At 57.7% G+C, this 25,325-nt stretch carries 23 protein-coding genes and 1 pseudogene; 11 read left to right on the forward strand and 13 right to left on the reverse strand.

The annotated features are described in order from the left end of the window. Nucleotides 1-44: 44 nt before the first annotated feature. Genes DCC27_RS06125 through DCC27_RS06135 form a run of 3 tightly spaced genes read left to right on the forward strand, consistent with a single transcriptional unit; the run spans nt 45 to nt 1,787 of the window. Nucleotides 45-782, forward strand: coding sequence for an ABC transporter ATP-binding protein (locus DCC27_RS06125; RefSeq protein ID WP_110110390.1), 738 nt, complete (start codon nt 45-47; stop codon nt 780-782). Next, nucleotides 782-1,522, forward strand: a complete 741-nt coding sequence (locus DCC27_RS06130) for an ABC transporter permease (protein ID WP_110110391.1) — start codon at nt 782-784, stop codon at nt 1,520-1,522. Before DCC27_RS06125 ends, DCC27_RS06130 begins: the two co-directional genes overlap by 1 nt. 49 nt (nt 1,523-1,571) lie before the next feature. Further along, entirely contained in the window at nt 1,572-1,787 is a 216-nt protein-coding gene (locus DCC27_RS06135) for a hypothetical protein (RefSeq protein WP_110110392.1), read from the forward strand. 85 nt (nt 1,788-1,872) lie between these two features. Here the strand turns inward: DCC27_RS06135 and rfbB are convergent, their stop codons facing one another. Continuing rightward, the gene (rfbB, locus tag DCC27_RS06140) at nt 1,873-2,874 is read right to left on the reverse strand and encodes a dTDP-glucose 4,6-dehydratase (protein ID WP_110110393.1); all 1,002 of its coding nucleotides are present in this window, start codon (nt 2,872-2,874) and stop codon (nt 1,873-1,875) included. A gap of 45 nt (nt 2,875-2,919) precedes the next feature. On the opposite strand from rfbB, the gene DCC27_RS06145 reads away from it, so the two are divergent. From DCC27_RS06145 to DCC27_RS06155, 3 genes are all read left to right on the forward strand, one after another. Then, nucleotides 2,920-3,792: a sugar nucleotidyltransferase gene (locus tag DCC27_RS06145; RefSeq protein WP_158278465.1), complete on the forward strand. Its 873-nt coding sequence runs from the start codon at nt 2,920-2,922 to the stop codon at nt 3,790-3,792. Nucleotides 3,793-3,874: 82 nt separating this feature from the next. Continuing rightward, nucleotides 3,875-4,309: an FdtA/QdtA family cupin domain-containing protein gene (locus DCC27_RS06150; protein ID WP_199223098.1), complete on the forward strand. Its 435-nt coding sequence runs from the start codon at nt 3,875-3,877 to the stop codon at nt 4,307-4,309. Beyond that, nucleotides 4,309-5,457: a DegT/DnrJ/EryC1/StrS aminotransferase family protein gene (locus DCC27_RS06155; protein ID WP_110110395.1), complete on the forward strand. Its 1,149-nt coding sequence runs from the start codon at nt 4,309-4,311 to the stop codon at nt 5,455-5,457. Before DCC27_RS06150 ends, DCC27_RS06155 begins: the two co-directional genes overlap by 1 nt. 127 nt (nt 5,458-5,584) lie before the next feature. Here the strand turns inward: DCC27_RS06155 and DCC27_RS06160 are convergent, their stop codons facing one another. The 6 genes from DCC27_RS06160 to DCC27_RS06185 all read right to left on the reverse strand — a co-directional run bounded on the left by DCC27_RS06160 (nt 5,585) and on the right by DCC27_RS06185 (nt 11,020). Further along, nucleotides 5,585-6,337, reverse strand: a complete 753-nt coding sequence (locus DCC27_RS06160) for a class I SAM-dependent methyltransferase (RefSeq protein ID WP_158278466.1) — start codon at nt 6,335-6,337, stop codon at nt 5,585-5,587. Nucleotides 6,338-6,407: 70 nt separating this feature from the next. Further along, a complete protein-coding gene (locus DCC27_RS12815) occupies nt 6,408-7,070 on the reverse strand; it encodes a type II CAAX prenyl endopeptidase Rce1 family protein (RefSeq protein WP_110110397.1) in 663 nt (220 codons plus the stop codon). 11 nt (nt 7,071-7,081) lie between these two features. Further along, entirely contained in the window at nt 7,082-7,909 is an 828-nt protein-coding gene (locus DCC27_RS06170) for a SagB/ThcOx family dehydrogenase (protein ID WP_110110398.1), read from the reverse strand. Between the two features lie 9 nt (nt 7,910-7,918). Beyond that, complete coding sequence (locus DCC27_RS06175) at nt 7,919-9,241, reverse strand: YcaO-like family protein (protein ID WP_110110399.1); 1,323 nt, start codon at nt 9,239-9,241, stop codon at nt 7,919-7,921. Continuing rightward, the gene (locus tag DCC27_RS06180) at nt 9,238-10,245 is read right to left on the reverse strand and encodes a TOMM precursor leader peptide-binding protein (RefSeq protein ID WP_110110400.1); all 1,008 of its coding nucleotides are present in this window, start codon (nt 10,243-10,245) and stop codon (nt 9,238-9,240) included. Before DCC27_RS06180 ends, DCC27_RS06175 begins: the two co-directional genes overlap by 4 nt. A 7-nt stretch (nt 10,246-10,252) precedes the next feature. After that, the gene (locus DCC27_RS06185; protein ID WP_148707514.1) at nt 10,253-11,020 is read right to left on the reverse strand and encodes a hypothetical protein; all 768 of its coding nucleotides are present in this window, start codon (nt 11,018-11,020) and stop codon (nt 10,253-10,255) included. A gap of 204 nt (nt 11,021-11,224) precedes the next feature. On the opposite strand from DCC27_RS06185, the gene DCC27_RS06190 reads away from it, so the two are divergent. Further along, the gene (locus tag DCC27_RS06190; RefSeq protein WP_110110402.1) at nt 11,225-11,983 is read left to right on the forward strand and encodes a class I SAM-dependent methyltransferase; all 759 of its coding nucleotides are present in this window, start codon (nt 11,225-11,227) and stop codon (nt 11,981-11,983) included. A 10-nt stretch (nt 11,984-11,993) separates the two neighbouring features. Here DCC27_RS06190 and DCC27_RS06195 read toward each other — a convergent pair whose 3' ends face one another. Further along, nucleotides 11,994-13,232, reverse strand: a complete 1,239-nt coding sequence (locus tag DCC27_RS06195; protein ID WP_110110403.1) for a nucleotide disphospho-sugar-binding domain-containing protein — start codon at nt 13,230-13,232, stop codon at nt 11,994-11,996. A 482-nt stretch (nt 13,233-13,714) separates the two neighbouring features. On the opposite strand from DCC27_RS06195, the gene DCC27_RS06200 reads away from it, so the two are divergent. The 3 genes and pseudogenes from DCC27_RS06200 to DCC27_RS06210 all read left to right on the forward strand — a co-directional run bounded on the left by DCC27_RS06200 (nt 13,715) and on the right by DCC27_RS06210 (nt 17,577). Next, a complete protein-coding gene (locus DCC27_RS06200) occupies nt 13,715-14,992 on the forward strand; it encodes a DDE-type integrase/transposase/recombinase (protein ID WP_210403452.1) in 1,278 nt (425 codons plus the stop codon). Nucleotides 14,993-15,367: 375 nt separating this feature from the next. Further along, nucleotides 15,368-16,576 (forward strand): annotated as a pseudogene (locus DCC27_RS06205) (IS110 family transposase). Between the two features lie 80 nt (nt 16,577-16,656). Continuing rightward, a complete protein-coding gene (locus tag DCC27_RS06210) occupies nt 16,657-17,577 on the forward strand; it encodes a LysR family transcriptional regulator (RefSeq protein WP_246840051.1) in 921 nt (306 codons plus the stop codon). A gap of 7 nt (nt 17,578-17,584) precedes the next feature. Here the strand turns inward: DCC27_RS06210 and DCC27_RS06215 are convergent, their stop codons facing one another. From DCC27_RS06215 to DCC27_RS06235, 5 genes are all read right to left on the reverse strand, one after another. After that, complete coding sequence (locus DCC27_RS06215) at nt 17,585-19,414, reverse strand: ABC-F family ATP-binding cassette domain-containing protein (RefSeq protein ID WP_117328634.1); 1,830 nt, start codon at nt 19,412-19,414, stop codon at nt 17,585-17,587. A gap of 72 nt (nt 19,415-19,486) precedes the next feature. After that, the gene (locus DCC27_RS06220; RefSeq protein ID WP_110099599.1) at nt 19,487-20,443 is read right to left on the reverse strand and encodes a 4-(cytidine 5'-diphospho)-2-C-methyl-D-erythritol kinase; all 957 of its coding nucleotides are present in this window, start codon (nt 20,441-20,443) and stop codon (nt 19,487-19,489) included. Next, nucleotides 20,440-21,348, reverse strand: a complete 909-nt coding sequence (gene rsmA, locus DCC27_RS06225; RefSeq protein ID WP_371682185.1) for a 16S rRNA (adenine(1518)-N(6)/adenine(1519)-N(6))-dimethyltransferase RsmA — start codon at nt 21,346-21,348, stop codon at nt 20,440-20,442. The genes DCC27_RS06220 and rsmA overlap by 4 nt, the downstream gene beginning before the upstream one ends. 110 nt (nt 21,349-21,458) lie before the next feature. Next, entirely contained in the window at nt 21,459-22,436 is a 978-nt protein-coding gene (locus DCC27_RS12720; protein WP_168186083.1) for a resuscitation-promoting factor, read from the reverse strand. A gap of 244 nt (nt 22,437-22,680) precedes the next feature. Next, a complete protein-coding gene (locus DCC27_RS06235) occupies nt 22,681-23,745 on the reverse strand; it encodes a TatD family hydrolase (protein ID WP_246840052.1) in 1,065 nt (354 codons plus the stop codon). A gap of 208 nt (nt 23,746-23,953) precedes the next feature. Between DCC27_RS06235 and DCC27_RS06240 the strand changes: the two genes are divergently transcribed. Beyond that, on the forward strand, nt 23,954-25,222 hold the full coding sequence (locus DCC27_RS06240) for a ferrochelatase (protein WP_110110557.1): 1,269 nt from the start codon (nt 23,954-23,956) through the stop codon (nt 25,220-25,222). Nucleotides 25,223-25,325 lie beyond the last annotated feature (103 nt).

The raw sequence follows: 25,325 nt of genomic DNA on the forward strand, positions 1-25,325 counted from the left end.
TAGGCACATGTGCTACGCGGGAGGCAGGACCTAGCGTCGATGACATGACCGAACCAGCAATCCTTGTGGAACACATTCGCAAGACTTTCAAGAGCACTGTTGCCGTCGACGACGTCTCACTCACTGTGGCTCCGGGCGAGGTGGTGGGCCTACTCGGTGCCAACGGCGCGGGTAAGAGCACGACGGTAGACATGATCGCCGGCTTGCAGGCCCCGGATGCGGGGAGGGCCCGTGTGCTGGGTCGGGACCCGCGTCGGGACAAGGAGGTCCGTCAGCTCCTAGGCGTCCAGCTACAGGAGGTACGTCTCCACGAGGCCTTGACCGTCCAGGAACTTATTGACCTCTATCGCAGCTTCTACCTGCGTCCCCGGCCCGCTCAGGAGCTGCTGGACATGGTGCAGCTCGACTCGAAGCGCAACACTCGCTTCAGCGCTCTGTCCGGAGGCCAGCAACAGCGCCTTTCCATCGCTCTGGCCCTCGTAGGCCAGCCGCAAGTCGTGATTCTAGATGAACTAACCACTGGGCTCGACCCCGCTGCACGGCGGCGCATTTGGAAGGTTGTTGAATCTCTGACAGATGAAGCAATCCTCCTGGTCAGCCATGCAATGGACGAGGTGGAGCGACTGTGCGATCGGGTCGTTTTGCTCGACGCCGGGCGCGTGATAGCTGAAGGGACGCCCGAACAAGTCGTCCAACGCGCGGAAGTGTCGAATCTGGAAGAGGCATTCGTGGCCCTGACAGGTAAAGAAATGACGACTGCGACCGAGGAGGGCGAGGAATAATGAAATCCATGATGATGTTGGTGCGCAGCGAAGCCAAGATGATCCTAAGAGAGCCGTCTGACCTACTAATTCCGCTCGGTCTACCCCTTTTGATCCTGGTCATGTGGGGGTTCCAGACCAGGGATGCGCCACCAATTGCAGGTGATCGCTCCGTACTGGACGTTATTGGACTGCCAGTGGCATTTACTACGACCATTGCGCTAATCGGAATCATAAATATGCCGACTCTGCTGACGACCTACCGTAAAACCGGGGTTCTCCGCCGGCTCGCGTTGACGCCGATTTCGCCCCTCCGCGTACTCTCATCACAGGTGGCAGTGAGCGTGGCCCAAGCAGTCGTCGGTATCGCTCTAGCATTCACGGTTGGCGCCATTGCCTTTGACGCCGGAACTCCAACTGATCTCCTTCCGGCACTGGGGGTCATTGTCTTGACCGTTCTAGCAATGTATTCGATCGGCATGGTATTGGCGTCTCTTGCCCCTTCCCCCAGCGCTACGTTGGCATGTGGATTTGTGATCTTCCTCGGATTCGGAGCGCTGGGCGGGATGTTTGGCGGAATCGACGCACTCCCCGAAATTCTTGGCACAGTGGGTAGCATCCTACCGTTCGGGGCTGCGGTCGAAGCTCTCGGCGCCACTTGGGTCGGGGCACCAGTCGATGCCAAGAACATCATCAGTCTGATCGCTTGCTCGGTCGCTGGAATCACTGTTTCCGCATTAACTTTCAGATGGACGCGCTAATTACAAATAATATCCATGTAGTTTCTATCGATGAATATAGGAGAGAATCATGAGCATTAAGGCAACTGACGGTTGGATTATTGGGATCATCGCTTTCGCGATCGTCGGATCAATTTCCTTTTTTGTGATGGGCGATACGTTTGGCGGCACTGCAATCTACGGCGTGATAAGTGCTCTAATATTCTTGACCATCCTTCTGGGCTTTGTGGTCCTGAATTCTCGAGGTTCACGGAACACTCAGGATGATGACGATGACGATATATAAAACGTTCGACTACTTCAGTCACCTGAGAGGCCCGGCAATAGTGCGAGGATAGCGAGTACTGAAGATGTATATACCATGCAACCCTTTAATGGCTGAAGCGCTCATACATCAATTCCGTCGACCGTTTAGCAGGCCGCCACCACGATTCGTTGTCGATATACCAACTCACTGTCTCAGCTAATCCTTGCGATAAATCGCCGTGGCGCGGACTCCAGCCAAGCTCCGAGCGCAACCGGGTGGCATCGATTGCGTACCGACGGTCATGCCCGGGCCTGTCTTTGACATAGTCGACTCGAATGTCGTCGGCGTTCAAATGGTACATAAGGATTCGGATGACGTCTAAATTTGTGGCCTCGCCATCAGCGCCTACTAGATATGTCTCGCCGATCCGACCGGACTCCAAAATCGCCAAGACGGCACGGCAGTGATCCTCGACATGAATCCAATCCCGGGTGTGTAGGCCGTCCCCATATAACTTTGGTCGGTCTCCGTCGATGATGTTTGTAATCTGACGAGGAATGAATTTCTCAACGTGCTGATAGGGACCGTAGTTGTTGGAGCAGTTGCTTATTGTAATTGGGAGGCCAAACGAATGAAACCAGGCTCGAACGAGATGGTCTGCCCCAGCCTTCGATGCAGAATATGGACTGGTGGGTGCATAGGGCGTGGATGCTTTGAAACTAGTGCGGGAGTCAAGTGAGAGCGACCCGTACACCTCATCAGTGGAGACGTGGTGGAAACGCAACCCATGAGATAGGGCCGCCTGCAACAGGACATAGGTGCCGTAAATATTCGTCTGGATGAAAGCTTCGGGGGCCTCTATGCCGCGGTCGTTGTGGGATTCCGCAGCCAGATGCACTACCGCATCGGACTTCCGTGCAAGCTCATCAACTAACGGTTTGTCACATATATCTCCCTCGACGAGGGTAAAACGAGAGGTGATGGAATCTATGTCAAGGTTCTCAGGGCGCCCAGCATACGTCAGCTTGTCGAGGCCGATTACATCATGGGTGGTCTCGCTGAGGAGCACCCGAACTAAATTGCACCCGATGAAGCCCGCAGCTCCCGTTACCAGGATCGTGGCCATTGCAGAACCCTCCTGTTCTGACCGTGTGTGGAAGAAGGTACGCCGTTGCGTGGAATCATCCTAGCTGGAGGAACCGGCCAGCGCCTACGTCCGCTGACGACTGGCGTCAACAAGCATCTCCTGCCGGTCCATGACAAGCCTATGATCTTCTATCCACTGAGCACTCTCATTTCGATGGGTGTCCGTGATGTCCTACTCGTCACCGACCCGACATACCGCGAGGGCTTCGAGCGTCTGATCGGAGATGGTAAGCATCTGGGCATTTCCGTTCAGTACGCCGTTCAGGACAGCCCTTCGGGGGTCGCGGGGGCTCTAATGGCGGCCAGAGGGTTCGTCGAGGCAGATCTCACCACGTTGGTGCTAGGGGACAATGTCTTCCACGGTATCGGTATGAAAGATCTGCTATCGGCTGGTTTCGAGGAGAGCAAGGCGACAATATTCTCTCGGTCAGTTCCGAATGGCTCTTCGTACGGTGTGGTATACACCGACAGAACAGGGAAACCGACCCGACTAGTAGAGAAACCTAAGCCGCCTGGCCCGGCCGAAGCGGTCCCCGGTCTCTACGTCTACCCCAGTGATGTCCTTGATCTCGTTGAGACGCTTTCTCCCTCTGCTCGCGGCGAATTGGAGATCTCCGACCTCAATCAGCTCTACTTGAACGTTTCGCGATTAGCTCTTCGACGGCTGCACAAGAATGTTCAATGGTTCGATGCCGGGACACTCGCCGATCTCACTGCGGCTAGTCGGTTTGTACGTGAGCTCCAGGAGGATACGCACTGTCTAGTCGGCAGTCCTGAAATCTCAGCCTGGTGTCGCGGTTTCATCGATGATGCCGACTTACAAAAGCTGGCTGACTGGCATGGATCGTCTAGCTATGGGCACTTTCTCTCCCACGCGTTGAAGGCCGGTTGGACATGAATACGATCAAGGCGGGCTACGCACAGTCAACTATGAAAGCCGCCGGGTCAACTACCCTGCCGACGTGCTCACGAAAGGAGCCATGATGGCGTCTAATGACCGCCTTACGCCGTGGCGACGTGTTCGCCTACAAGACGAGGGCGATGAACGTGGTCGTCTAAGCATCATTGAAACCTCACCGCGGCTCTTGGACAAGATCGACCGCGTCTACTTCATCCACGGGACGTTGGAGGGCTCGGTGCGAGGCTGTCACGCCCACCGCGCTCTGGAACAGGTTCTAGTGTGCCTAGCTGGGCAAGTTCGAATACGCCTTGATGCCGGTGACAGACATGAGAACATTGTCCTTCAAGATCCCCGCGACGGACTCTATATCGGCCCCTTGGTGTGGCGTGAGCTGACCGGCTTCAGTCCTACTACAGTTTGCGCTGTTCTCGCTTCTCATCGATACGACCCCGACGACTACATACATGACTATTCAACGTTCCTCGAGGAGCGACAGGAAGGTATCGGACTGTAATGCTCGAAGAGAATGAAATTGCATTCTTCAAACTTTCAGAGATGCACGAGGATCTGAGCATCACGGACGAACTACGTACGGCTGTCGACACGGTGGTACGTAGCGGACGCTACATTCTAGGGCCGGCGTTAGATCGCTTCGAGGTTGGTTTTGCCCGTTACTGTGGTGCTGCGCATTGCGTGGGCGTGGGTTCCGGGTTCGATGCCTTGGTGCTGAGTCTTCAGGCCTTCGGAATTGGGCCCGGAGATGAAGTACTCGTCCCAGCACACACCTTTGTAGCGACTTGGATGGCGGTATCGTCCGTCGGGGCCACGCCGGTGCCTGTCGCCCCTGCAGCTCCTCTGGAAGGCGACTTGTCACGTTCCTGTTTATTGACCGCTACCGAGTGCCGGCCGCATATCTCATCTCGAACTAGGGCAATTATTCCGGTCCACCTCTACGGCCACCCTGTGTATATGCCAGATGTACTCGCTCTAGCCGAAGAATACGGCCTGGTGGTTATCGAAGACGCTGCACAGTCTCATGGCGCCACTATTGAGGGCGAGGCCGCGTGCTGGGGTGATGCAGCAGCCTACAGCTTCTACCCAGGCAAAAATCTCGGAGCCCTCGGCGACGGTGGTGCCGTTGTGACGAACGAAGGCAGTGTGGCAAAAGCCGTCAGGGAGCTGCGAAACTATGGTGGACGAGGTAAAAATGAACATACACGGCTAGGTCGCAATTCGCGTCTGGATGAGATTCAAGCGGCGGCGCTGACGGTGAAGCTCGACCATCTTACGGTCTGGAACGAGCGCCGCGTCAGAATCGCCGCCCGATATGCAAGCGGGCTAGCGGATATTAACGCGGTGACCCTTCCTAGCGTGGCCACTTGGGCTGGATCGGTCTGGCATCAGTATCCCGTGCGCAGTCCCCAACGTGACGAACTCATCCGAGGCCTTCGTGACCTTGGTATAGAGACTGGTCGACACTACCCAGTTGCCGTCCAGGACACTGAAGCCTACAGCGGCATGGTTGTTGACGGTGGTGACAGCTTGCGCGCGGCGCGTGCATGGGCCGATCAGGGCTTCAGCTTGCCGATAGGCCCCCACCTCGAAGAGGCGGAAGTGGAACGCGTGATTCATGCAGTCCGACTAGTTGCGCATCGTATTTGAGAGAAACTCAACGCTAAGTTTTTCAGTGTTAGTGTTGGAGTTAGTTTTTCGTGTTTTCGAACGTAGTACTTAGCGTCAGGGTAAACCGTCACGCCGGGTACGTCGACGCCGTGAGCCGCGTTACTTTCTAATCGCGTGAATGGTGCGCCACGAAGATACCGCGCTCAAACATTGAGGACTCTATGTAGCGCGCAGACAGACCTGCTGCTTCGAATGCACGAAGATGATCGTCGAGGGTGAAGAGCGACAATACATGATTTTCACGGAGCTGGGTTATACCGCGCCCCCTCTCTGCGACGAGGTAGTGGACCTCAATGGTCGAGTTGCCTTCTTCCCGGACGGAATGAGAGACTCTTGAAACCGCACCCCAGGGTGCATCAATGGTCGCTGCCGAGACGTAACCATGGATGAAACGATCCGGAAACCACCACGGTTCAACCAGAATGGTTCCCCCTGCCTCAAGGTGAAGCGCAAAGCTGCGAAACGTAGCCTCTAGATCGATTGTGTTCGGTAGATGACCAATGGAGCTAAACAGGCAAGTCACCACGTCGAAACGTCTGCCAAGATGCAGCTCGCGCATGTCGCCTTCATGCACCTTCACTCCATTCAAGCGGTTTGTCGCCATCGAGCACATGTCGGGTGAAAGATCCACTCCTTCGACATGCGCAACTAAATCTTTCCATGCCTTTAGGTGTAAGCCGGTGCCGCAGGCGACGTCCAACAGGCTTCCGGGATTTGTGGTCTTTTCAGTGGCAATGCGCAGGATCTCCTTCGCTTCAGCGCGATAATCCTTACCGCGCGCCTCATGGATGAGGTCGTAGAGATCAGCAACATCGCCCGTGTAAGCTCTCGAGCTCGTGGGCGTAGGCTCTGATTGCATTGATATTCCTTCAGACATAGTTGGGCACCGTTAGGACGCTAGCTGCATAGTGGTTGGGCATGAACAGCTTCTACCATGAAGACGAGGAAACTGGTGGGGTCGGAGGCGGTGTGGCAGTTTTTTTGCGTTGTCCTCCGGTCAAGGCGAGATAAGCGTTATGCGCTAGGTGGGAACTCATGCATGCGATGGGCCCCAGAAGCGCAAGCAACAACGTGACTAGGACAGTGAACGCCGCTAAGTACGGAAGTCGCTTTGGGCCGTAGAGGGGAATGTGTAGCAGAAGGAATCCGCCCCCGGCCAAGATAAGAGCTGCAATCCACGGAATGCCAAGTGCGTGCAGCGCCGTTACCGCCGCAACGCGCCAGAGCAGTTCCTCGGCGACGCCGCTGAATCCGGTGATGATGGCGGTGCGTATGGCGCGCCCGTTCCGACGAAAACGCGCGGACCGTCCTGAAAACAGTGTGGCTCCAAGCGGCAGGAGCACACCAACGAGCACACCGACCAGCACCTGGGCCGAAGGCGGCCGAGAAATGGGGAGTATTATGCTAGAGCTGGCGGTGATGATAGCACCTGCGGACACACCAAGCCCAATTGTGATACTCGGATAAAGCATGTTCACGATGCCTGGTCGTGAATGGCCTATAGATACCAGGTTCGAGCGTAGCACCCAGCGGATCAACCAAGGCGTGAGGAAGTGCAAAAACGCCAGTAGGAGAAGTGCTGTCGAAAGCATGGGGGCGGTGCTCAAGAGGACGCCGGAGGACTACCGATAAGGACCGTGTACACCGGAGCATCGTCGACACCATTGACCCCCGGGATCAGTTGCGCAAGCTCATCATCGAAGAAGCCACCGATAGCTCGAGACGCGAGTCCTTGTGCATGGGTGCTTAGCGCCAGGTTCTGTGCGATGTGGCCGGCCTCAATGAGGCTAAATCTCACGCCGCGGTAGCCGTACTTGAACCGTGACCTCCAAAATGTGCATATCACAATTACCACCGCAGCCGCCGACTCGGAAGCTGCTGTCTCGCCAAGAGCTCGACGTAGCTGTGCGACGTCGATCGGTCCGATCTCAGCCAACGTATGTGTAAAAGGCGAGTAGTGATAAATGTCGTTGTTGAGACCATCTACGCCCTGGATAGGTGCGATGAAGAGGTCGAGAGGGTAAAGGGCGCCAGCGGAGGGTGCGGTCCGTCGCGGGTGGCCTGTGGTGGTTCCGATGATGCCCTGGGCATGGTGCAACGCCGTCGCAATTTGCTGCAGGTTAATCGGTGCGGAACCGAAGGCCTCTGGGCTGCATCGCGAAGTGATGGTGTCGCTGAGGCCGTGGGCTAGCTCTTCTGCCTGTGGCAGGTTGATGGTCGGTCGGTGCGAGTACAGCCGGCCAGCCCGCTGGCTCATTTCCCGGAGTTCCGGTGAACTCATTAGCCGGCTGACTCCGGGTAGATCGACGGCCAGGGTTACTGGTGTGATCTTCGAAGCTTCAAAGAAATCCTCGGCTATGTCGGAGGCGATGGGATCATGCTGTCCGTAGACGATCTCTTCAAGGTTCGAGCTATCAACGAATTCCGGCACGGTTGCCTCCTAAGGAAATGGGTGGGGTAGGTCGTTGAACTGATCGGAAGGTGAGGTGAGGAGACCGACCTCGACTGGTCGTTGACGCAGTCGGTGTCCTCCCAGGTAGCGCGCGGCATAGCTGACATCCAACGGTTGCAACTGTGGCGAATAGGCGCGAATTACAGCACCACCACCTTCGATGACATCTGGGGAGGAGACGTCGATGGAGTAGACAGTTGCTCCTTGACCTGCCAGAGTGGCTGCCAATTGCTGGTAAAGGTCTTCGGGATGCTCGGCTTGCAGTGAAGCAATCTCAGAGACAGCCACGCGTTCTTGGCTGCTGTCGAGGAATCGTGTCCGTTCTGCCATGGTCTCGTTGGTGTAGAGCGCTATATGATCCTCAAAGTCATTGATCGTCTGTTTCCAATTGCTCTGCGGATCCAGCGTCGTGCCCTGACGCTGCTTGAGAGCAGCCCAACCGCGCGAAGCAACTGCCTCGTTAGCGGCTTTGATCGCGGCAGTTATAGGCGAAGAGGAAGCGGCGGCGCCGATGCCAAGGGGAGCTGTCTCGCCGTGAGTGTTCCGGACAACGCTCACGGCGGCGGGGACTCCGGCAAGTATGGATAGATCGACGACGCTGATATCAAGTCCGGACGGTCGCAGATGCCGATCGAAGTAGTCCTTCAAGATTGAATCGCTGTCGATATCGATCAGAGGCAAAGTAAGACGGTTGTACCACGCTGTCATCACGGCGTCTCGCTCGATGAGTTCCAAGATGGCAGAGCATAGCGCTTCTTCATGGCGACTACCGAAGGCTAGCCCGTTGCTGGTGGGGTGCACGATACGGTGTTCGGTAGCCAAAGAAGAGTTTAGGAATGCGAGCTGAGCCGGAATCCACGTACGTCGACCGGTATGGACATCCTGGCTCTCGACCCACTCAATGACATCATGTGTTCCGAGCCGGCTGAACTCGAAGTTGGGGTCATCAAGCTGCTCATCGCTAAAGAGTTGAATCTCTTCAGGGTGCAGGCAGTGTCTGTCCTGCTGCAGCTCTTCAAAGCTACCCCGCACTAGTTCCTCATGTGGAAGCCATGCTGAGCTGTAGCGTTCTACGGTCTCGCCGATAGCTGCTACACGTGCCTGTGCTCGAGAGGTTCCTGCTCCACCGTTGGACCGAGTACATGGCGCCCCAATTGTCACAGGCGCGTACGCAGAGTAGGCACCTACGGAGTGAGCGTGGAGGTCGTCCACGTCGTGAAGTCGGTGGAATAGACGGCGGACGATGCCCACCGCATCTGAGTCATAGACGTTCGTGAGCCGTTCTGCTTCTTGAAGAGACGTCCAGCTCATGCCCGGCCCCCACCGTCACCGTTGTATGGGAACCAGGTTTGAGGCCGCCCAGTCCCCCTTCCTAGCGAGCACTTGGGACACCGGGGCACTTTGAGGACTCGTTGGTCTGAGAGGGAGAGCCCGCGTCCATCGGCTCGGAGGATCTTCACGTAGCCGGGCCGTGAGGCGGGTCCGGAGACGCCGAGGACGACGTGGTCTAGGGCAACCTCGATGACAGCTCCTGCTTGCATCCGGGTGATGCCGGGGTACGAGCGAGCCGTGCGGGGCGTGATGTCATTCGAGGTGCCAAGCTCCGCCGAGACCGCGTCATCCGGGAAGGTCGACACCCGGCGCAGCTTAAAGCACTCTTGGCATGCTGTTTGTCGGGGAAAGATGAGAGGCCCGACGAATGCTCGGCTGCCATCAAATGGCTGGACGAGAAGCCAGGGCGCTGGAGCAGGATCAGCAAGTCGGTCTTCGTTCCATTGTGATACTTCTTCGGCGCTCATACCCTCGGTGACGACAATGCTTAGCGAAGTGGAGCCGCTCGGTCGTTCCATCGCAAGCGGTACCCCCGCTTCGAGGAATCCGGTACGGATTTGGTTAGTCAGGTCGCCAGCGCCGACTACGTAGACGGGAGACTCGCGGATCCGGTCTTCGAGCTTCTGCTGCGTCAGCTGGCCGTGCGTGCGCCGACGGTACTCATACAGAGTGGTAGCAACACTGGGAAGCTTGCCATTCGCGTCGGCTGCCGAGACAACACCGAGTTCCTCGAGCTGGCCGAGCAACTGAGCAAACGAGCTCTCCAAGTCTGGATCGACGGTGTCCGGGAAACACAACTCACCATCAGCAGAAGACAGCACAGCGGAGGTAAGGAGCCCGACCGCAGTGGCATCCGTGATCCTGTGAACTAACTCGCCACTGCGAATCAACAGGCTTCCGCTGTCACTGGTGTGAATCCGTACTGCCGGGTCCAGATGCCAAGCGACCGATTCAGTCTCTTCATTCGTGGTGGATGCCATCATAGTACTCTTACCCCCATTGATCACGGGCTTGTGCGACGATTTCTGATAGTGGGTCGAGCAAGTAGTCCCGGAGCGGTCGTGGTTGCCGTCCGAGGGCTCGAAGAATGGTCTCAGTAGGTTGAGCGCGGTAGCCGTCCTGGGTCGTCAGGTGCATGTATTGCGCGCGCCGGCGCGCGTAAGTCTCCGAGAGCCCGGTACGCGCCATGGCCTGGACATGTTGGTCTTCATCCAGTTCTACGTAAAACACCGACGAGTTAATATGTTGCTCAATCAGATGGCAAACCTGCTCCATGTTAAGGACTTCGGGGCCAGTGAGGTCGTAGGCGACGTTACGGCGAGTAGTGTCACCTACCGCTGCTTCCATCACAGCAACCACATCGTGGAGATCGAGCCAGGCAGCTCCGCCCGGCCCCCAGGATGTAAAGATGGTTTCGTTATAGAGGTATCGTAATGATGTCAAGAGCTCTTGCCCAAAAGGCGCGCAGCGCAAGATGAGCCATGGCCCCTGGAGAGTCTCCAGCGCGGTGTGTTCATCGGCTCGGGTGGCGTCATGGTCTTGCGCCCCTTGAGCTGTGGAGAGGACAACGCACAGAGCTGTCCGAGGGATCCGCGCGGCAAGGTCAGTTGTATCCTGGCCGTCGACAACATCAATGATGACGACATCAGATCGTGTCGCATCTTCGGTCAATTCGAAAACCGTGCTGGATTGTAGTTCTAAAATCAGATGATGATGTAAGGCGCTCCGCACGGAAGCGATGTGTACCGCATATTTCATAATGCTGCTTGGCACCTCCAGAGTGACGTGTCGGGCAGTTTCAGCGGTTGCTTGACTGCCAGTGTTCCATATCGAGAACATATTTCATAGATTGACCTGACGGGGATGCCAGGGTTACACGCTAAATATGACCGCTCTGTACGCGGGGACCTCTGAGCAACTAGTGTGGTGTCTGCCGGTCATTGGACGACGGAAGGTATAAAGATGCAGTCGCGCATCGACGCACAAGCACGTGCACGGCGCTGGTGGCATAGCTATGAGCTCGCCAGGATCGCTCACGACTATGATGACCGACAGACCAAGATGGTTTCGGTTGTCGCGGCGCAGACCGCTATCCGGCTTGTCGGCGGATCAGAGGAAGTCTCGGTTCTTGACATCGGATGTGGCCGCGGCGAGCTTCTCGCCCAGCTGGCTCGCAAGCAACCAGGATGGGCGCTGGTTGGGATCGACCCGGATCCCACTGTCCAGGAGGGGCGCCTCGAAGGTAACTTCGAATTGATCAGCGGCTCCGCGGCTGACGCGCCGGCAGTAGCGGGGAGACTCCCGTTTCCAGGCTTGGTTGTGTCTACGCTTTCGATGGCGTTGTGGGACGATCCGGAGCGCCTGTTGCCAGCCTCGATCGCCGCTGCTCCTGCGGGTACCGGTGCCCTTGTCATCGATCTATTGCGTCCCCCCAACACGAGATCACGTGAGGCGTGGGCTTCGTTTGCGAGCGGTGATGATGAGCGACGCTTCATGATGGAGCAGTCCGCGGCATGGCTTGATGCAGGAGATTGGGTGAGGCTGGTGGGGCAGCTTCGTGCGACACTGCCCGCTTCAACCGTCGAAGTTGCCTGCGAGGACATCAGGTTCTTGGGCATGACACCAACACAATGGGACTCTGCCGTTGAGGAGGTCTTGAGCCGCGCGGAAGCCGCGGGTGGGACGACGGGGGTCTTGCTGCGTGTATTGTCTAGCAATTGATCTGTGTCTTTCAGATGAGGGCTTCGAAACGCCGGACCAGATCGTGGGGCGTTTCGCGCTGTAGGTAGGCTCTCTTCAGTTCAGCAGCCCGGAAGCGGGCGTTGTTGTCTGCTAGGAGCTCTTCAATCGCGTCTCGAACAGATTCTGGTGTTATATCGCTGTATGCGAGGCTCCTGGCCGCACCGTGCTTGCTGAGCATGTCAGCTAGAACCGACTCTCCCCACAAGTCCGTAGGTGCGGCTACATGTACCTGCGGTACTCCCTGACGCAATGCTGCCGTGACGGTGCCGGTGCCGAAGTGGTGCACGACCGCGTCGCAAGTTGGCAACAGAGCATCTAGTGGCACCACAGGTTCGGGACGGATGTTCGAGGGCAAGGGAGGCAGATCTCGCTGTTGATCTGGCGTGAGGGTCACGACGACCTCAGCATCTACTTCTCCCAAGCCTTTCAGGATCTTCGCCAAAGGGGGCGGCGTTAAGCCGAACTCTCGCGAAGAGAGACCGACCGTGACGCAGATCCTTGGCCGTCCATCCGGAGGCGGTTCAAGGTGCCAGGTCTTAACCCCGGCTCCGAAAGCGTTCGGCAATCGCACGTCCCAGCGTGGATGGCTCGGGCTAACCGAGAACAGGGAGGGCAAGGGGTCGACGGTGACCGTACCGAGGGCGAGCGTGTCTAGCTGTTCGTCAGGAGCCGTTGGCAAGTTCAACCGTTCCAGACGTCGTTGCAACCATGTTGTCAGAGGGTCGGCCCGAGACTTCTTCAGGTGTAAGTAGTTGTCACGTAGACGCGAGAAGTGGTCCATGGCAAAGAGCACCCGAACGCTTGGTATGCCGAGTGCATGAGCGCACAGAGACCCCGTATAGGTTAGGGCGTCCCATACGATCAGATCTGGCTTCCAGCCCCTGGCAAAATCGAGCAGATCAGTCAGCGTCGCGTCGTCAGCTAGGGAGCCGGAGATGATGGGACCGTATATGGACAAGGCCCCAACTACGTTGGATCCATCGGGGCGCTGGTCGTTCATGTCTGCCACGTTGAAGGGGGAACGTGAGCCGCCTACCTTGACAATCCCACCGATGTCGAGCGGCTCCCCGACGGAAGCGGCGAGAAGGCCGGAGCCGGTGATCGTAGGGACGAGGTTGGGTTGGCTGGCGACGCATACCTCGTGACCCGCTTGGGCGAGGGACCATGCCAGCGGCGCTTGCAGGTTGAAATGGGTGCGTGCTGCGAAAGTAGTGAATAAGACGCGCAAGTTTAGAGGCTCTCAAGGTCAATCGACAGGGACGATGGGGCCGTAGACAGGTCGTTCCGACATAGACAAGGGCGGGGACGCACCACCCCGAACAAATGCCGGGGTCGTGCGTCCCCGCCCCTCAGAAGCGACCGTAGACGCTTCCTCGGTCGCAACAGTGGGCTTAGCCGCAGCAGACGATGCTGCTGGAGCAGTACGCGGCGACAGGTTCGAAGTACTGGACTTCGTCACCGTGGGTCGTGATTTCGATCTTCTCGGGCGCGTGCTTCACAACGGTCTCCTCTCATATTGCGGACTGTCATTTCTGGCAGACTATTATCGAGGAGTGGCGATGTATAAAACCGCCTCCCCTAAGCTCCACTAATATCCACACTAACATCTACGAGAAGCGTCGTGAACCCCCCGACGTACCTTATTCATATTGAGCGCGTAGCTCAGGTCGTGCCTCACGTATCGTGAGCGCGAAGCCATAGTGTGAATGCATGGATAAGGACATTGTCTCGATGAGTGCTCGGGTTGAAGTCACCAAGCAATTACGTAGGGATTATCGCATGGGGTCCAAGGCGGAGAAGTCAGCGATTTTAGATCAGTTTTGTGCTTCCACTGGGTTGGGCCGGTCCACGGCCAGGCGGTATCTGACGTCGCAGACCATCGGGGTCAAAAACGTGGTGCGCATTGACCGTCGAAAGCATAAACCCACGAAGTATTCGGCGAATGCGAAAAAGCAGTTGATCCGGGTGTGGCGGTTGATGGGCATGCCCTCGGGCAAATACATGAAACCGGTGATGGAAGACTGGTTAGACGCGTTAGAAGCCCACGATGAGTTGGCGTTTGGCCGCTCCGGGTATAACCCCACGGTGCGTGCCCAGCTGGTGGCCATGAGTGCCGCCACGATTGACCGGTATCTCAAGGCCGAACGCGACCGGTTACGCCTCAAAGGCATCGCTACGACCAAGCCTGGGGCCTTGTTGCGCAACTCGATTACGGTGCGACAAGCCGGCGATGAGGTCGAAGACGAACCAGGGTTTTTCGAAACCGACACGGTGGCCCATTGCGGGCCAACCCTGCAAGGCGAATTCGCCCGCACCCTAACCATGACTGATGTGCGCACCGGGTGGGTGCACCTAGAAGTGCTCCGTCATAACGCCCAAGTGCACATCCTGGCAGGATTGGACCGGGCCGCAGCCGCCATCCCCTATGGGATCGCGGGCTTAGATTGTGACAACGGGTCAGAGTTCATCAACCACGAAGTCATGCACTGGGCTGCTGACCGGTTGATCTTTTTCACCCGGGGCCGGCCGTATCAAAAAAATGATCAAGCCACCGTGGAATCCAAAAACAACCACGCCGTGCGAAAATTTGGGTTTCACTACCGGTACGACACCGCAGATGAACGCGCCATCCTGGCGGCCCTATGGCAGGTGGTGGGTTTGAAACTCAACTACTTCACCGCCACCAAAAAACCCACCGGCTGGACCCAAGACGCCAGCGGGCGGCGCAAACGCCTCTATGACAAACCCAAGACTCCCTACCACCGGCTGCTGGATGCCGGGATCCTCTCCACCGCCCAACAAGAAGAGCTAGCGGCCATCTACCGCAGGATCAATCCAGCCCAGCTGACCCGCCAAATCCTGACCTACCAAGACCGGCTGATCAGCCTGGCCAAAGACAAAACCCTCACCATCGCCGCCGACCTCGACAGCAAGCACCAGGCCCGGCAAAAACGCCGCACCACCGGCATCCGCATCAAAGCCAGCTAACCCAAGTTTTCGCGCTCAAACTAGCTGAGGCACGACACTGCAGCCACGCGACCTCTCGCGCTCACGATCTGTGAGGCACGACTTACCCTTCGCGCTCAGTTTGACATGAGACACTATGCCCCCGTTACATTTGTTTATAGGTCCTTCTAGGATATTTCTTAGGTCTAACCAAGGACCTGGTCGCTGGCTCTGGTATGGCTGTGTTGCCCTGTCATTTCATGGTCCGGGGGTGTTGCCGCCAGAGGTCCAGGACGCGCGTTGACTTCTCATAGGGATGCGGCCCAAGCAGTGTGTTGAGGTTTCTTCGTCACGTGGGTGCAAGCATCGGGTGTCATGATCACAGCGGCCTTGCTACCAGCAGTGAGCAAGACTGCCATGACAACAACCTACGATGTGATCCTGGGGCTAGACGTTGGTAAAAGCGCACATTACGGATGCGCCCTGACAACCACCGGCGAGAAACTCTACGACCGGGAATTACCGCAAGACGAAACCGCATTGCAAGACGTCATCGTTCAGCTCCAAAGGCACGGTTCAGTGCTGGTGGTGGTCGATCAGCCTAACACCATTGGTGCCTTACCGATCGCGGTGGCCCGAGACTGTGACGCCACCGTGGCATACTTGCCGGGCTTGGCGATGCGCAAGGCTGCTGATCTGTATCCCGGCCGGCCCAAAACTGATGCCCGGGACGCGTTCATCATTGCTGATACTGCCAGAACCATGCCCCATACGCTACGAGCCGTGGATCGGGAATCTGATCTGTTCTCGGCGTTGAAAGTGCTGGCTGGATTTGATGATGGCCTGGCTCGGGAATGTACCCGAGCCATCAACCGACTACGATCCTTGCTGGTGCACATTTACCCGTCACTGGAACGAGTCTTCACCGGCACCGTCCTCACACGGCCCATGGTCCTGGAGTTGTAGATTCGGTATCACGGACCCCACGGCCTGCAGGCTGCTGACAAATCGGGGGTAAAACGCTGGGCGAAAAATCATGCCCGCAAAGACCCCTCCGCGTTGATCGACCAGATCTTCGCGGCCCTAGCTGAGCAAACGGTCACCATGCCTGGAGCAGCTACCGTGGAACTGATCATTCCCAGGGTGGCCGCCCAGATCAAAGAACTCAAAGCTCAACGCGCTCTGGTGGCCACCGAGGTGGAAACGATGGTCGATGCTCACCCTCTTACCCAGGTCTTGATTCCTATGCCAGGAGTCGGAATCAAGACCGCCGCCACGATCCTGCTCACTGCAGCAGACTTCAGCTCCTTCCCCACCCCAGATCACCTGGCCACCTACGCCGGCATTGCTCCCCTAACGCGTCGCTCTGAGACCTCGATCCGAGGTGAGTTCCCGGCCCGCTCTAGCAATAAACAACTCAACAACGCCTTATTCCGATCCGCATGGGTGGCCTCCTGCCACGACCCGGTATCAAAAGCCCACTACAACAAGAAACGCGCAGAAGATAAGAAGCATAACGCCGCAGTGATCTGTCTAGCACGCCACCGCCTCAACGTCATGTTCGCCTTGGTCCGAGATAGCAACTTCTATCACGCTACCCCAAACAAAGTTCCCCAAGCAGCTTGACTTAAAGCATAGGGACACCCCCCGTATATTAGATAAGGAAATATTGATACGCAGACCGTACTAATATCTCGCGGGGGAGCATGATGGAAGTCCAGCAGGCCAAAGAATTCCTGGCGGTCGCCCGGGAACTGCACTTTGGTCGTGCTGCGAAATCCCTCCGCATGGCCCAGCCGCCTCTCTCGCGGGCGATTCAGCAGCTAGAACGTGAACTCGGTGCAACTCTTTTTGAGCGCACCACACGGACGGTGTCTCTGACTCCAGCCGGTGAAGCCTTACTACAGCCCGCTCAGCATCTCATTGCCGCCTCGAATCAAGCTCGTCAAACGGTAAAGGACACCGTAAGTGGAGCGGCCGGGTACGTGCGGATTGGATTTGCCGGCGCATCGGTCAATACCCAGGTTGCACGGTTAGCCAAAGCCTTGCGAACAGAACGCGCTGGGTTGCGCCTAGAGTACAACTCAGCTCAGTTCTCTCACCAGGCGTTGCAATCAGTGATGGACCACAGCGTCGATCTGGCCATCGGGCGATGGGATTTCCTCCCGGCAGAAATTAGTTCTCACCTGATGGGGCTTGAAGAAGTCATTGTGGCCTTACCAGCGTCCCACCGTTTGGCTGGTCGGCCCGCGGTCAATCTCAGAGAACTCGCTCACGAGAATTGGATTTCTTTGCCCTCCGGGTTTGGGGCCGCCCTACCCAACCGCTTCAATGCTCTGGCCAATACCGCCGGATTCGTTCCTCGCGTCACACAGACCGCGCCTGATTCCTGGACCTTGGTGGTCCTCGTGGCCGTGGGGATGGGGTGTGGTATCACCCTGGATTCCGTGGCTACCAATGTGCCCCACGAAAACGTGAGCTTCGCCAGAATTCAGGACATCTCCCAACCTCCGCTGGAGGTGCGAATGATCTGGCGACGTCACGATGACAACCCCGCCCTGCATGCGGTCGTAGATTTGGCCCAACGGATCTTTCCCAGCCCACCAACCCAGCCGGACGGGACTTAAAAGCTGGTTAGCTTTCTACCGCTTCGAGCAACTCCAACCAACGGGATTCCTTGGTATCAATCTCTTTGCGGAGCTCGGAGGCTTGGGCTGTCAGGTCCGCAAGCCCTTCGAAATCTGTCTGGTCGTGAGCGGCCATTTTTTCTTCTAGCTCAGTGAGTTCGGTGTTGAGTTTCTCCAGTTTGCGCTCAATCGAGGACGCTTCTTTCCGCGCAGCGTGTTTCTCAGCCCCAGACAAGCCACGTGACTGTTCGTTACCGGCGACGTTGTCAGCGCCGGAGGAATGGTGTTGTTGCTGTTTCTGGTTCCTCGACGGTGTCGTCTTGGCTTGACTCTCAGCCTGTTCGGCGAGCTGGAGATACTGGTCGACGCCACCGGGCAAATGCCGAAAGGTCCCGTTGATGATGGCATATTGCTGATCGGTGACGCGCTCAAGCAGGTATCGGTCGTGGGAGACGACCAACAAAGTGCCAGGCCAGGAGTCCAGCACATCTTCCATAGCCGTCAGCATTTCGTGGTCCACGTCGTTGGTGGGTTCGTCCAGGATCAGCACGTTCGGTTCCGATAACAGCACCAACAAAAGTTGCAACCGTCGTTTCTGTCCTCCGGACAGGTCTCTGACCGGGGTGGACAGATGGTCACGACTGAACCCGAGCCGTTCCAATAATTGGGCCGGGGTGAAGTCTTTTCCGTCGATGGTGAATGAGGTTTTGGTACGTGCCAGGACGTCTCGGACCCGGTCGTTGCGAATCGTTTCGAGTTGCGAGAACTTCTGGTCAAGCACTCCCAATTTCACGGTTTTCCCACGTTTAACACGTCCGGAGTCCGGTTCGACGGTTCCGGCGATCAGCCCCAGCAACGTGGACTTGCCGGCGCCGTTGGCGCCGAGAATTCCGGTGCGCTCCCCCGGTGCAATGCGCCAGGTGACATTGGTCAGCACGTGGGTTCCGTCATAGTCAACCGAAACATTCTCCAGATCCACCACATCTTTGCCCAACCGGGAGACGGCCAGCGCTTGAAGCTGAATCGAGTCACGAACTGGGGGCTCTTGAGAAATTAGCTCAGCGGCAGCGTCGAGCCGGAATTTGGGTTTCGAGGTCCGGGCCGGTGCCCCTCGACGAAGCCAAGCCAACTCCTTGCGCATCAAATTCTGACGTTTCGCCTCGGCGGCGGCAGCAATGCGTTGCCGTTCGACTTTCTGCAATACGTAGGCGGCGTAGCCGCCTTCAAAAGGCTCCACCATGCCGTCATGAACCTCCCACGTGTCCGTACACACCGCATCCAGAAACCACCGGTCGTGGGTGATGACCAACAGCCCCCCTTCATGAGCTGTCCAACGCTGATTGAGGTGATCGGCCAGCCACCGAATCCCTTCCAAGTCCAGGTGGTTGGTAGGCTCGTCCAGACCAATCACGTCCCAGTCTTCGACCAACAACTGGGCCAGAGCCACGCGACGGCGTTGTCCACCCGAGAGCGTTGAGATCGTGGCGTTCCAGTTCAGATCGGTCACCAGCCCGGAAATGATCGAGCGGATGCGTGGGTGTGAGGCCCATTCGTACTCTGCCCGGTCTCCCACAATGCTGTAACCCACCGTGTCCGCGCCACGCAACTCATCGGACTGGGTCAGCACACCGATTCGGAGCCCATTGCGGGTGGTGACCCGGCCGGTATCGGGACTCTGTTGTGAGGTAAGAATCGACAATAACGTTGATTTACCGTCGCCGTTTCGACCCACGATACCGATTCGTTGGCCTTCCGAGATACCCAGCGTCACCCCGTCCAACACGGTACGGGTTCCAAAAGTCATCGAGATATTTTCAGCACCAAGCAAGTGAGCCATCGACAGCGTCCCTCCTCTGTCCTGAACTACGTCAACATGACGAATCGGTCAGGTTAATACCGGTAAAACACTCTACAGAATGCGAGCGCCTGACCCCGGTGCGCTAATCGGGATGGAGGCGATCCCGCAACGTTCTTCTACCCGTGAGGCCAACTGCGTTGCGTCGTCGGCGTTACGGGCCAAGAACATCACGGTCGGTCCGGCCCCACAGATCATGGCAGCCAGAGCACCTTCTTGCATGCCTATATCCAGCACGTCGGAGAGCTCCGGCAACAGTGAGACGGCAGCGGCTTGCAGATCATTGTGCATGAGCAACGCGATGGTTTCCACGTCCCCACGAGTCAGAGCGTCCAGTAGTTCGGGATCAATTGCTGCGCACTCCCGCTGTGGTTGGATACCTTCCTCACGGAGGGAGGCGAGGTTGGCGTAGACCTCGCGCGGCGCGTAGACCGAAAAGGCTGGAACGATCACCAGGTTGAGGCTTGCCCGGGTCAGGATCGGCGACAATACATCACCGCGTTCCATCCCGACCGCTGCACCGCCCAGGATGGCAAACGGGACCTGCGTGGAGATTTCGGTTCCCAGCTGGGCCAGGTCCCGCCGTGACAGGTGCAGGTCCCACAGGGCAGCGCAGGCCATCAGTGCTGCCGCAGCGTCGGCGGCGCGACCACCCACTCCGCCTGCCAACGGCAAGTCTTTGGTCAAATACAGGTCAACCCCGTGAGTTTCCGGCTTAAGCTGCAACCGGCGTCGCAACAGGTCAGCTGCTTGAAAGACCACATTGGAATGGTCATCGGGGATATCAGCGGGATCGAGGATTCCGCGGGAGGAGTCGGAGATGGAGACGGTGATATGTTCATCGTCACGGGCGACGGCGACGACCTCGTCGCTGAGGGAGATCGCCAGTGAGATGGTGGCTAGCTGGTGGTAGAACGGGCTGAGCTGTTGCCCGACCTCGGTGGTGAGGTTAATCCTGCCCGGCGCGGTAACCGTGACGTGTCCGTAGAACTCTCCGGGACGTAGACTCATCCGCTGACTCCGAGGGTCTTGGACTGCTCAGCGATGGCGGCAAAATCTTCAATGCTGAGCACTTCCCCACGGGCCTGGGGGTTGAGGCCTGCTGCCCGCAGAATCCGTTCTGCTGAGGCACCAGAGCCGGCCCAGTTCGATAGTGCTGCCCGCAGGGTCTTGCGTCGCTGTGCGAACGCCTCGTCGATAACGGTGAAGACCTCGTTCCGAGATGCTGTGGTCTGGATTGGTTCGCGTTGGTGAAAATGCACAAGCCCGGATTTAATACGCGGTGCGGGCCAAAAAACGTGGGTTCCCACAGTTCCAGCGGAGCGTGCGGTAGCGTACCAGGCCAGTTTGGCAGAGGGAACTCCATAAATCTTGGTGCCCGGTGCCGCACAGAGCCGATCGGCGACTTCTTGTTGCACCATCACCAACCCGTGTCGGATGCTGGGCACTGACGCCAGAATGTGCAGGAGGACAGGGACCGCCACGTTATACGGCAGGTTTGCCACGAGCGCGGTCGGTGCTGAGTTGGTCGCAGTCGGGCGTACGTCATGGAGCTGGTCAGCATCAATCTGCAGAGCGTTTGCTTGCAGCACACTGGCACAACGCGACGCGCCAGGACGGAAGTGTTCTAGGGTCTCAAGCAACGCTGCGGCGGGGACCGGATCAATTTCGACCGCGGTCACCGCGGTGGCTTGGTCAAGCAGGCCCAGAGTCAACGAGCCCAGCCCGGGACCAATCTCTAAAACGTGCTCTGTGGGGTCAAGCTGTGCCTGATCAACAATTCGACGAATGGTGTTCGGATCGATGACGTAGTTCTGACCCCAGGATTTCGTCGGGCGTAGCTGCAAATGCTCGGCAAGACGACGAATATCTGCGGCCGACAGCAGACGTTGGGCTTCAGCAGTCACAGTCATCATTTTAGTGGTATTTACCACCTCACTTGACCACACGAAAGAGCTCGAGCACCTCTTGAGAGATGCTCGAGCTCTTTCGTGGTCCTGGCCGTTGCGGTCAGCCCAGAGTGTTATTAGCGCAGTCCCAGGGAACGCGAGCAAGCTGGCCACTGGCCCCAGCCAGACTGACGTTGCAACTTGCTAGCAATTTCAATCTGCTGGGCCGGAGTGGCTTTATCAGCAGTCGGCGCGTACTTGGTGCCACCCATGGCTTTCCAGGTGGGACCGGAGAACTGCAGGCCACCGTAGTAGCCGTTACCACTGTTGGTCGACCAATTGCCACCGGACTCGCACTGGGCCAGTTTCGCCCAGACACCAGAGCTGGGAGCCGCACCGCCGGAGCTGGAGGACTCTTCAGAATCATCCGAGGAGGAATCCTCTGAGTCGTCATCGGAGGAGGTGGACGACGATGATGAGGAAGACGAGGAAGTAGACGATGAAGAGCTAGCCTGCTGCTCTTTCTCCTTGGTGCCGACCTTCACGACTTCGTCGGTCGGTTCTTTGGTGATTTGACGGTGGGTCTCTTCGCGGGACGATTCTTTGCCGTCGATCACGGTGACGGTGTAGGTGACTTCAGCGGTGCCGTTTTCACCTTCGGTCTCTACCTTGGTCTTCCCCTTTTCCAGGCTGTCGTCGTTTTCACGAACGGTTTCGTACTCAATCGTTTCTTCTTCGACAATCTCTTCGGTGGTGACAACCTGCACGGTGATTTTGTCACCGGTGGAGATCTTAGTGTCGGTGGAAGGGCTCACTTTGTCCTTCTCGCCGACCTCGATGCCGGACAAGCTCAGAGCCTCCCCGACAGTATCGGCGTACACCGCGTAGTTTTCGGTTTCACCGGCACGGGTCACCTCCACAACAGTGGGTGCTGCCGGGATGAAGTCGGTCAGTGGCTGAACGCTGGAGGCCAGATCGATATCGAGTGCTTCCCCTTGGCCAGAGTTCTGCTGATCCTGTGCCTGAGCGCTTCCGTTGTTCTGAGTCAGGATGAAAGCTGCTAGCCCGCCCAGAACCAGCGCAAGCGCTGCCAGCTGCGCGACGAGCTTGCTCACGCTACTACTAAATACTCGTGACATGAAAAGGTGTTCCAATGCTTCGGGTAGGTGATGGTTAGCGACCAACGAGAGATCTGAAAAGTGGGGAAGCCCTCAACAAAGGGAGTGTCCCCCGTCGACATTCCAATACAATAACGGAAAGATAACGAAGGTCTCAACTCTATAACGATTTTTGTGAACAACACACCGTTGCCGAGGGTTGACTGACGGTATCCTCACATCACCGTTGCCGAACCGAAATCTAGGAAAAATCCCCGTAAACACGCCGAGTATTGGCCATCACCTGTTCGCACATCTGCTGTTCACCAGTACCACGCACCTCAGCGATTTTTCGTAACGTCAGTGGCGTCATATACGGAGCATTAGGCCGTCCCCGACGCGGATGAGGAGTCAAGAACGGAGAATCCGTCTCTGTCAGGATCAGCTCTGGCCGTGCCAGGGCTGCAGCCTCTCGCAGGCGGTCATTCGCGTTAAAAGTCACCGGACCTGAAAAAGACATGTACCAACCGTGTTCGTTACAAATGTCGGCCAGCTCGGGCCCTGCTGAAAACGCATGAAAAACCACGTGTTCGGGGCGTTGCGGCATAGACAGCAGAATCTCGACAACATCCTCATGCGCCTCGCGGTCGTGGATTTGTACTGCTTTACCCAACTGAACTGCCAGCTCCACGTGTTTTCGGAAGGAATATTGTTGCGCTTCGTGGCCTTTTGCACCAGTACGGTAATAATCGAGCCCGGTCTCTCCCACCGCCCTGACGCGAGGATGCCGGGCCATCTCTGCAATAGCCTCAATGGCCCGCTCCAGCCCGGCCTGGCCTTGCTGATCCCAGATCTCGGCAGCTTCATTAGGATGCAGAGCCACGGCCCCGAGTAAGCGCTGGTGAGTCTCGATGGACTCAAGAGTGAACCGTGCCGAGTCCAGATCACAGCCGACTTGGATTACCCCGGCTACACCAACGGATTCGGCAGTATCTAGTGCATCAGCAATGGAGACCTCGACGAGTCCATCACGAAAATCCAGGTGAGCGTGGTTGTCGATGATCGGCGAGACCAAAGGTTCCGGCGCTTTCGGGTAGACGAGCACCCGCTGCTTTCCGGTGTATTCATCCACGGTGTCACGACGTGGGCCATCCCCTTCGGACACAGTGTCTATGACTCCGGGACGGGCTGGATCAGGCCAGTGCACCCGATAGGCCTCGGGCACGCCGGTCTGATCGTACTTTTTCGACTTCTTCGAACTCATCATTTCCTTACCACGCGTGAGCACGGACAACGGTAGATCGGAGCCACCTCCCACTCCGATCATTACTCCGTTCCTGACAGTTTGACGGCTATGCAGGCACCAGATCTGTAGTGTACTCTCCGCCCATGACCACTCCCGTTCTACGGGGCACAGGGTCGCATTGACAGCGGTGTATTGAGGAAGAACTAGACTGAGAAGTGACCCTACAGATCAGGTCGTGACCGCGCATCACGGCTGTGATTTAACGTGGCCCCGACCCTCAGGAGGAACCGTGACCGAATGGTCCAAACCCAAACCGGCTTCCCGCGTCGTGCTTCAGGCCGGTGCAGCCGTTCCCGCAGCCACACCCCACGCCCAGTCCGGTGTGAAATGGGTTGAAGAACCCACCGAGTTTGACGCGATCTTATTGGCCTCCTACGGCGGGCCCAATGGCCAGGACGACGTCATCCCGTTCCTGCGCAATGTGACTGCCGGTCGCGGCATCCCCGACGAGCGTTTAGAAGAAGTCGCCGTACACTACCGCGAGCGCGGTGGTGTCAGCCCGATCAACGAACAGAACTTGGCGCTGAAAGAAGCCCTGGAGAAGGAACTGGTTGCCCGCGGTATTGAGCTGCCGATCTACTTCGGCAACCGCAACTGGGAGCCCTACTTCACCGAGGCCATCCACCAGGCTCACGCCGACGCACAGGCTCGCAAGGCCGACGACACCGAAGACGGTGCGAAACCAGAGCCGACCAAGATCTTTGCCCTGGTGACCTCGGCCTACTCGACGTACTCCTCCAATCGCCAATACCGCGAGGATTTCGCCGACGCGCTGGAGTACCTAGGCCTGTGGAATGAAGTCCAGATCGATAAGATCCGGGCATTCTTCGACCACCCCGGTTTCGTCACCCCCTTCATCGAAGACACCATCGCCAAGGTGCGCGAGCTGCAGACCGAGACCCCGGACTTGGACCTGCAACGCGATGTGGAGTTCATGTTCGCTGGCCACTCGATTCCGCTGACCCACAATGAGGTCTCAGACGAGTCCGATGAGCACGACCCCGAGGTGCGCGGTACCTACGAGCAACAGCACGTGGCCGTGGCTGAACTCATCGTTGACGCTGTCCTGAAGGAGTTCGGTGTTCCCGAGATCTCCTGGCAGTCGGTGTGGCAGTCGGAGTCGGGCCCGGCCTGGCAGAAGTGGCTGGAACCAGACATTGGAGATGCCATTAGCGAACTCGACGAGTCGAAGAAGGCCATCATCGTCGTTCCGGTCACCTTCTTGTCTGATCACATGGAAGTCTGGTGGGACCTGGATAACGAGGCGAAAGAGGAAGCCGAGGGGCGCGGACTGATCTTCAAACGCGTCGCCACTCCGGGCACCCACCCCGACTTCGTCTCAGCCCTCGTCGACCTGGTGGAAGAACGTCTGAACGGTACCCCGGCAGATCAGCGCCCGGCATTGACCTCCTACGGCCCCGGTTATGACGTTGCCCGGGCCCGGCGTGCCGCTGGTTCAGGTGGCTTCCGTGCCAGTGTGGGGGGCCTGCTCCCCTAGCGCCCTGCCCGACCGACGATGAATTCCTCGTCACAGCCCCGGAAGACACAGTCCACCCCAGACCGGTCACCCCGCCGGCAGGTCACTGAGTGTCCGGGGCTGA

It is taken from the genome of Auritidibacter sp. NML130574, assembly GCF_003185725.2.
In the GTDB taxonomy this organism is placed as follows: Bacteria; Actinomycetota; Actinomycetes; order Actinomycetales; family Micrococcaceae; genus Auritidibacter; species Auritidibacter ignavus.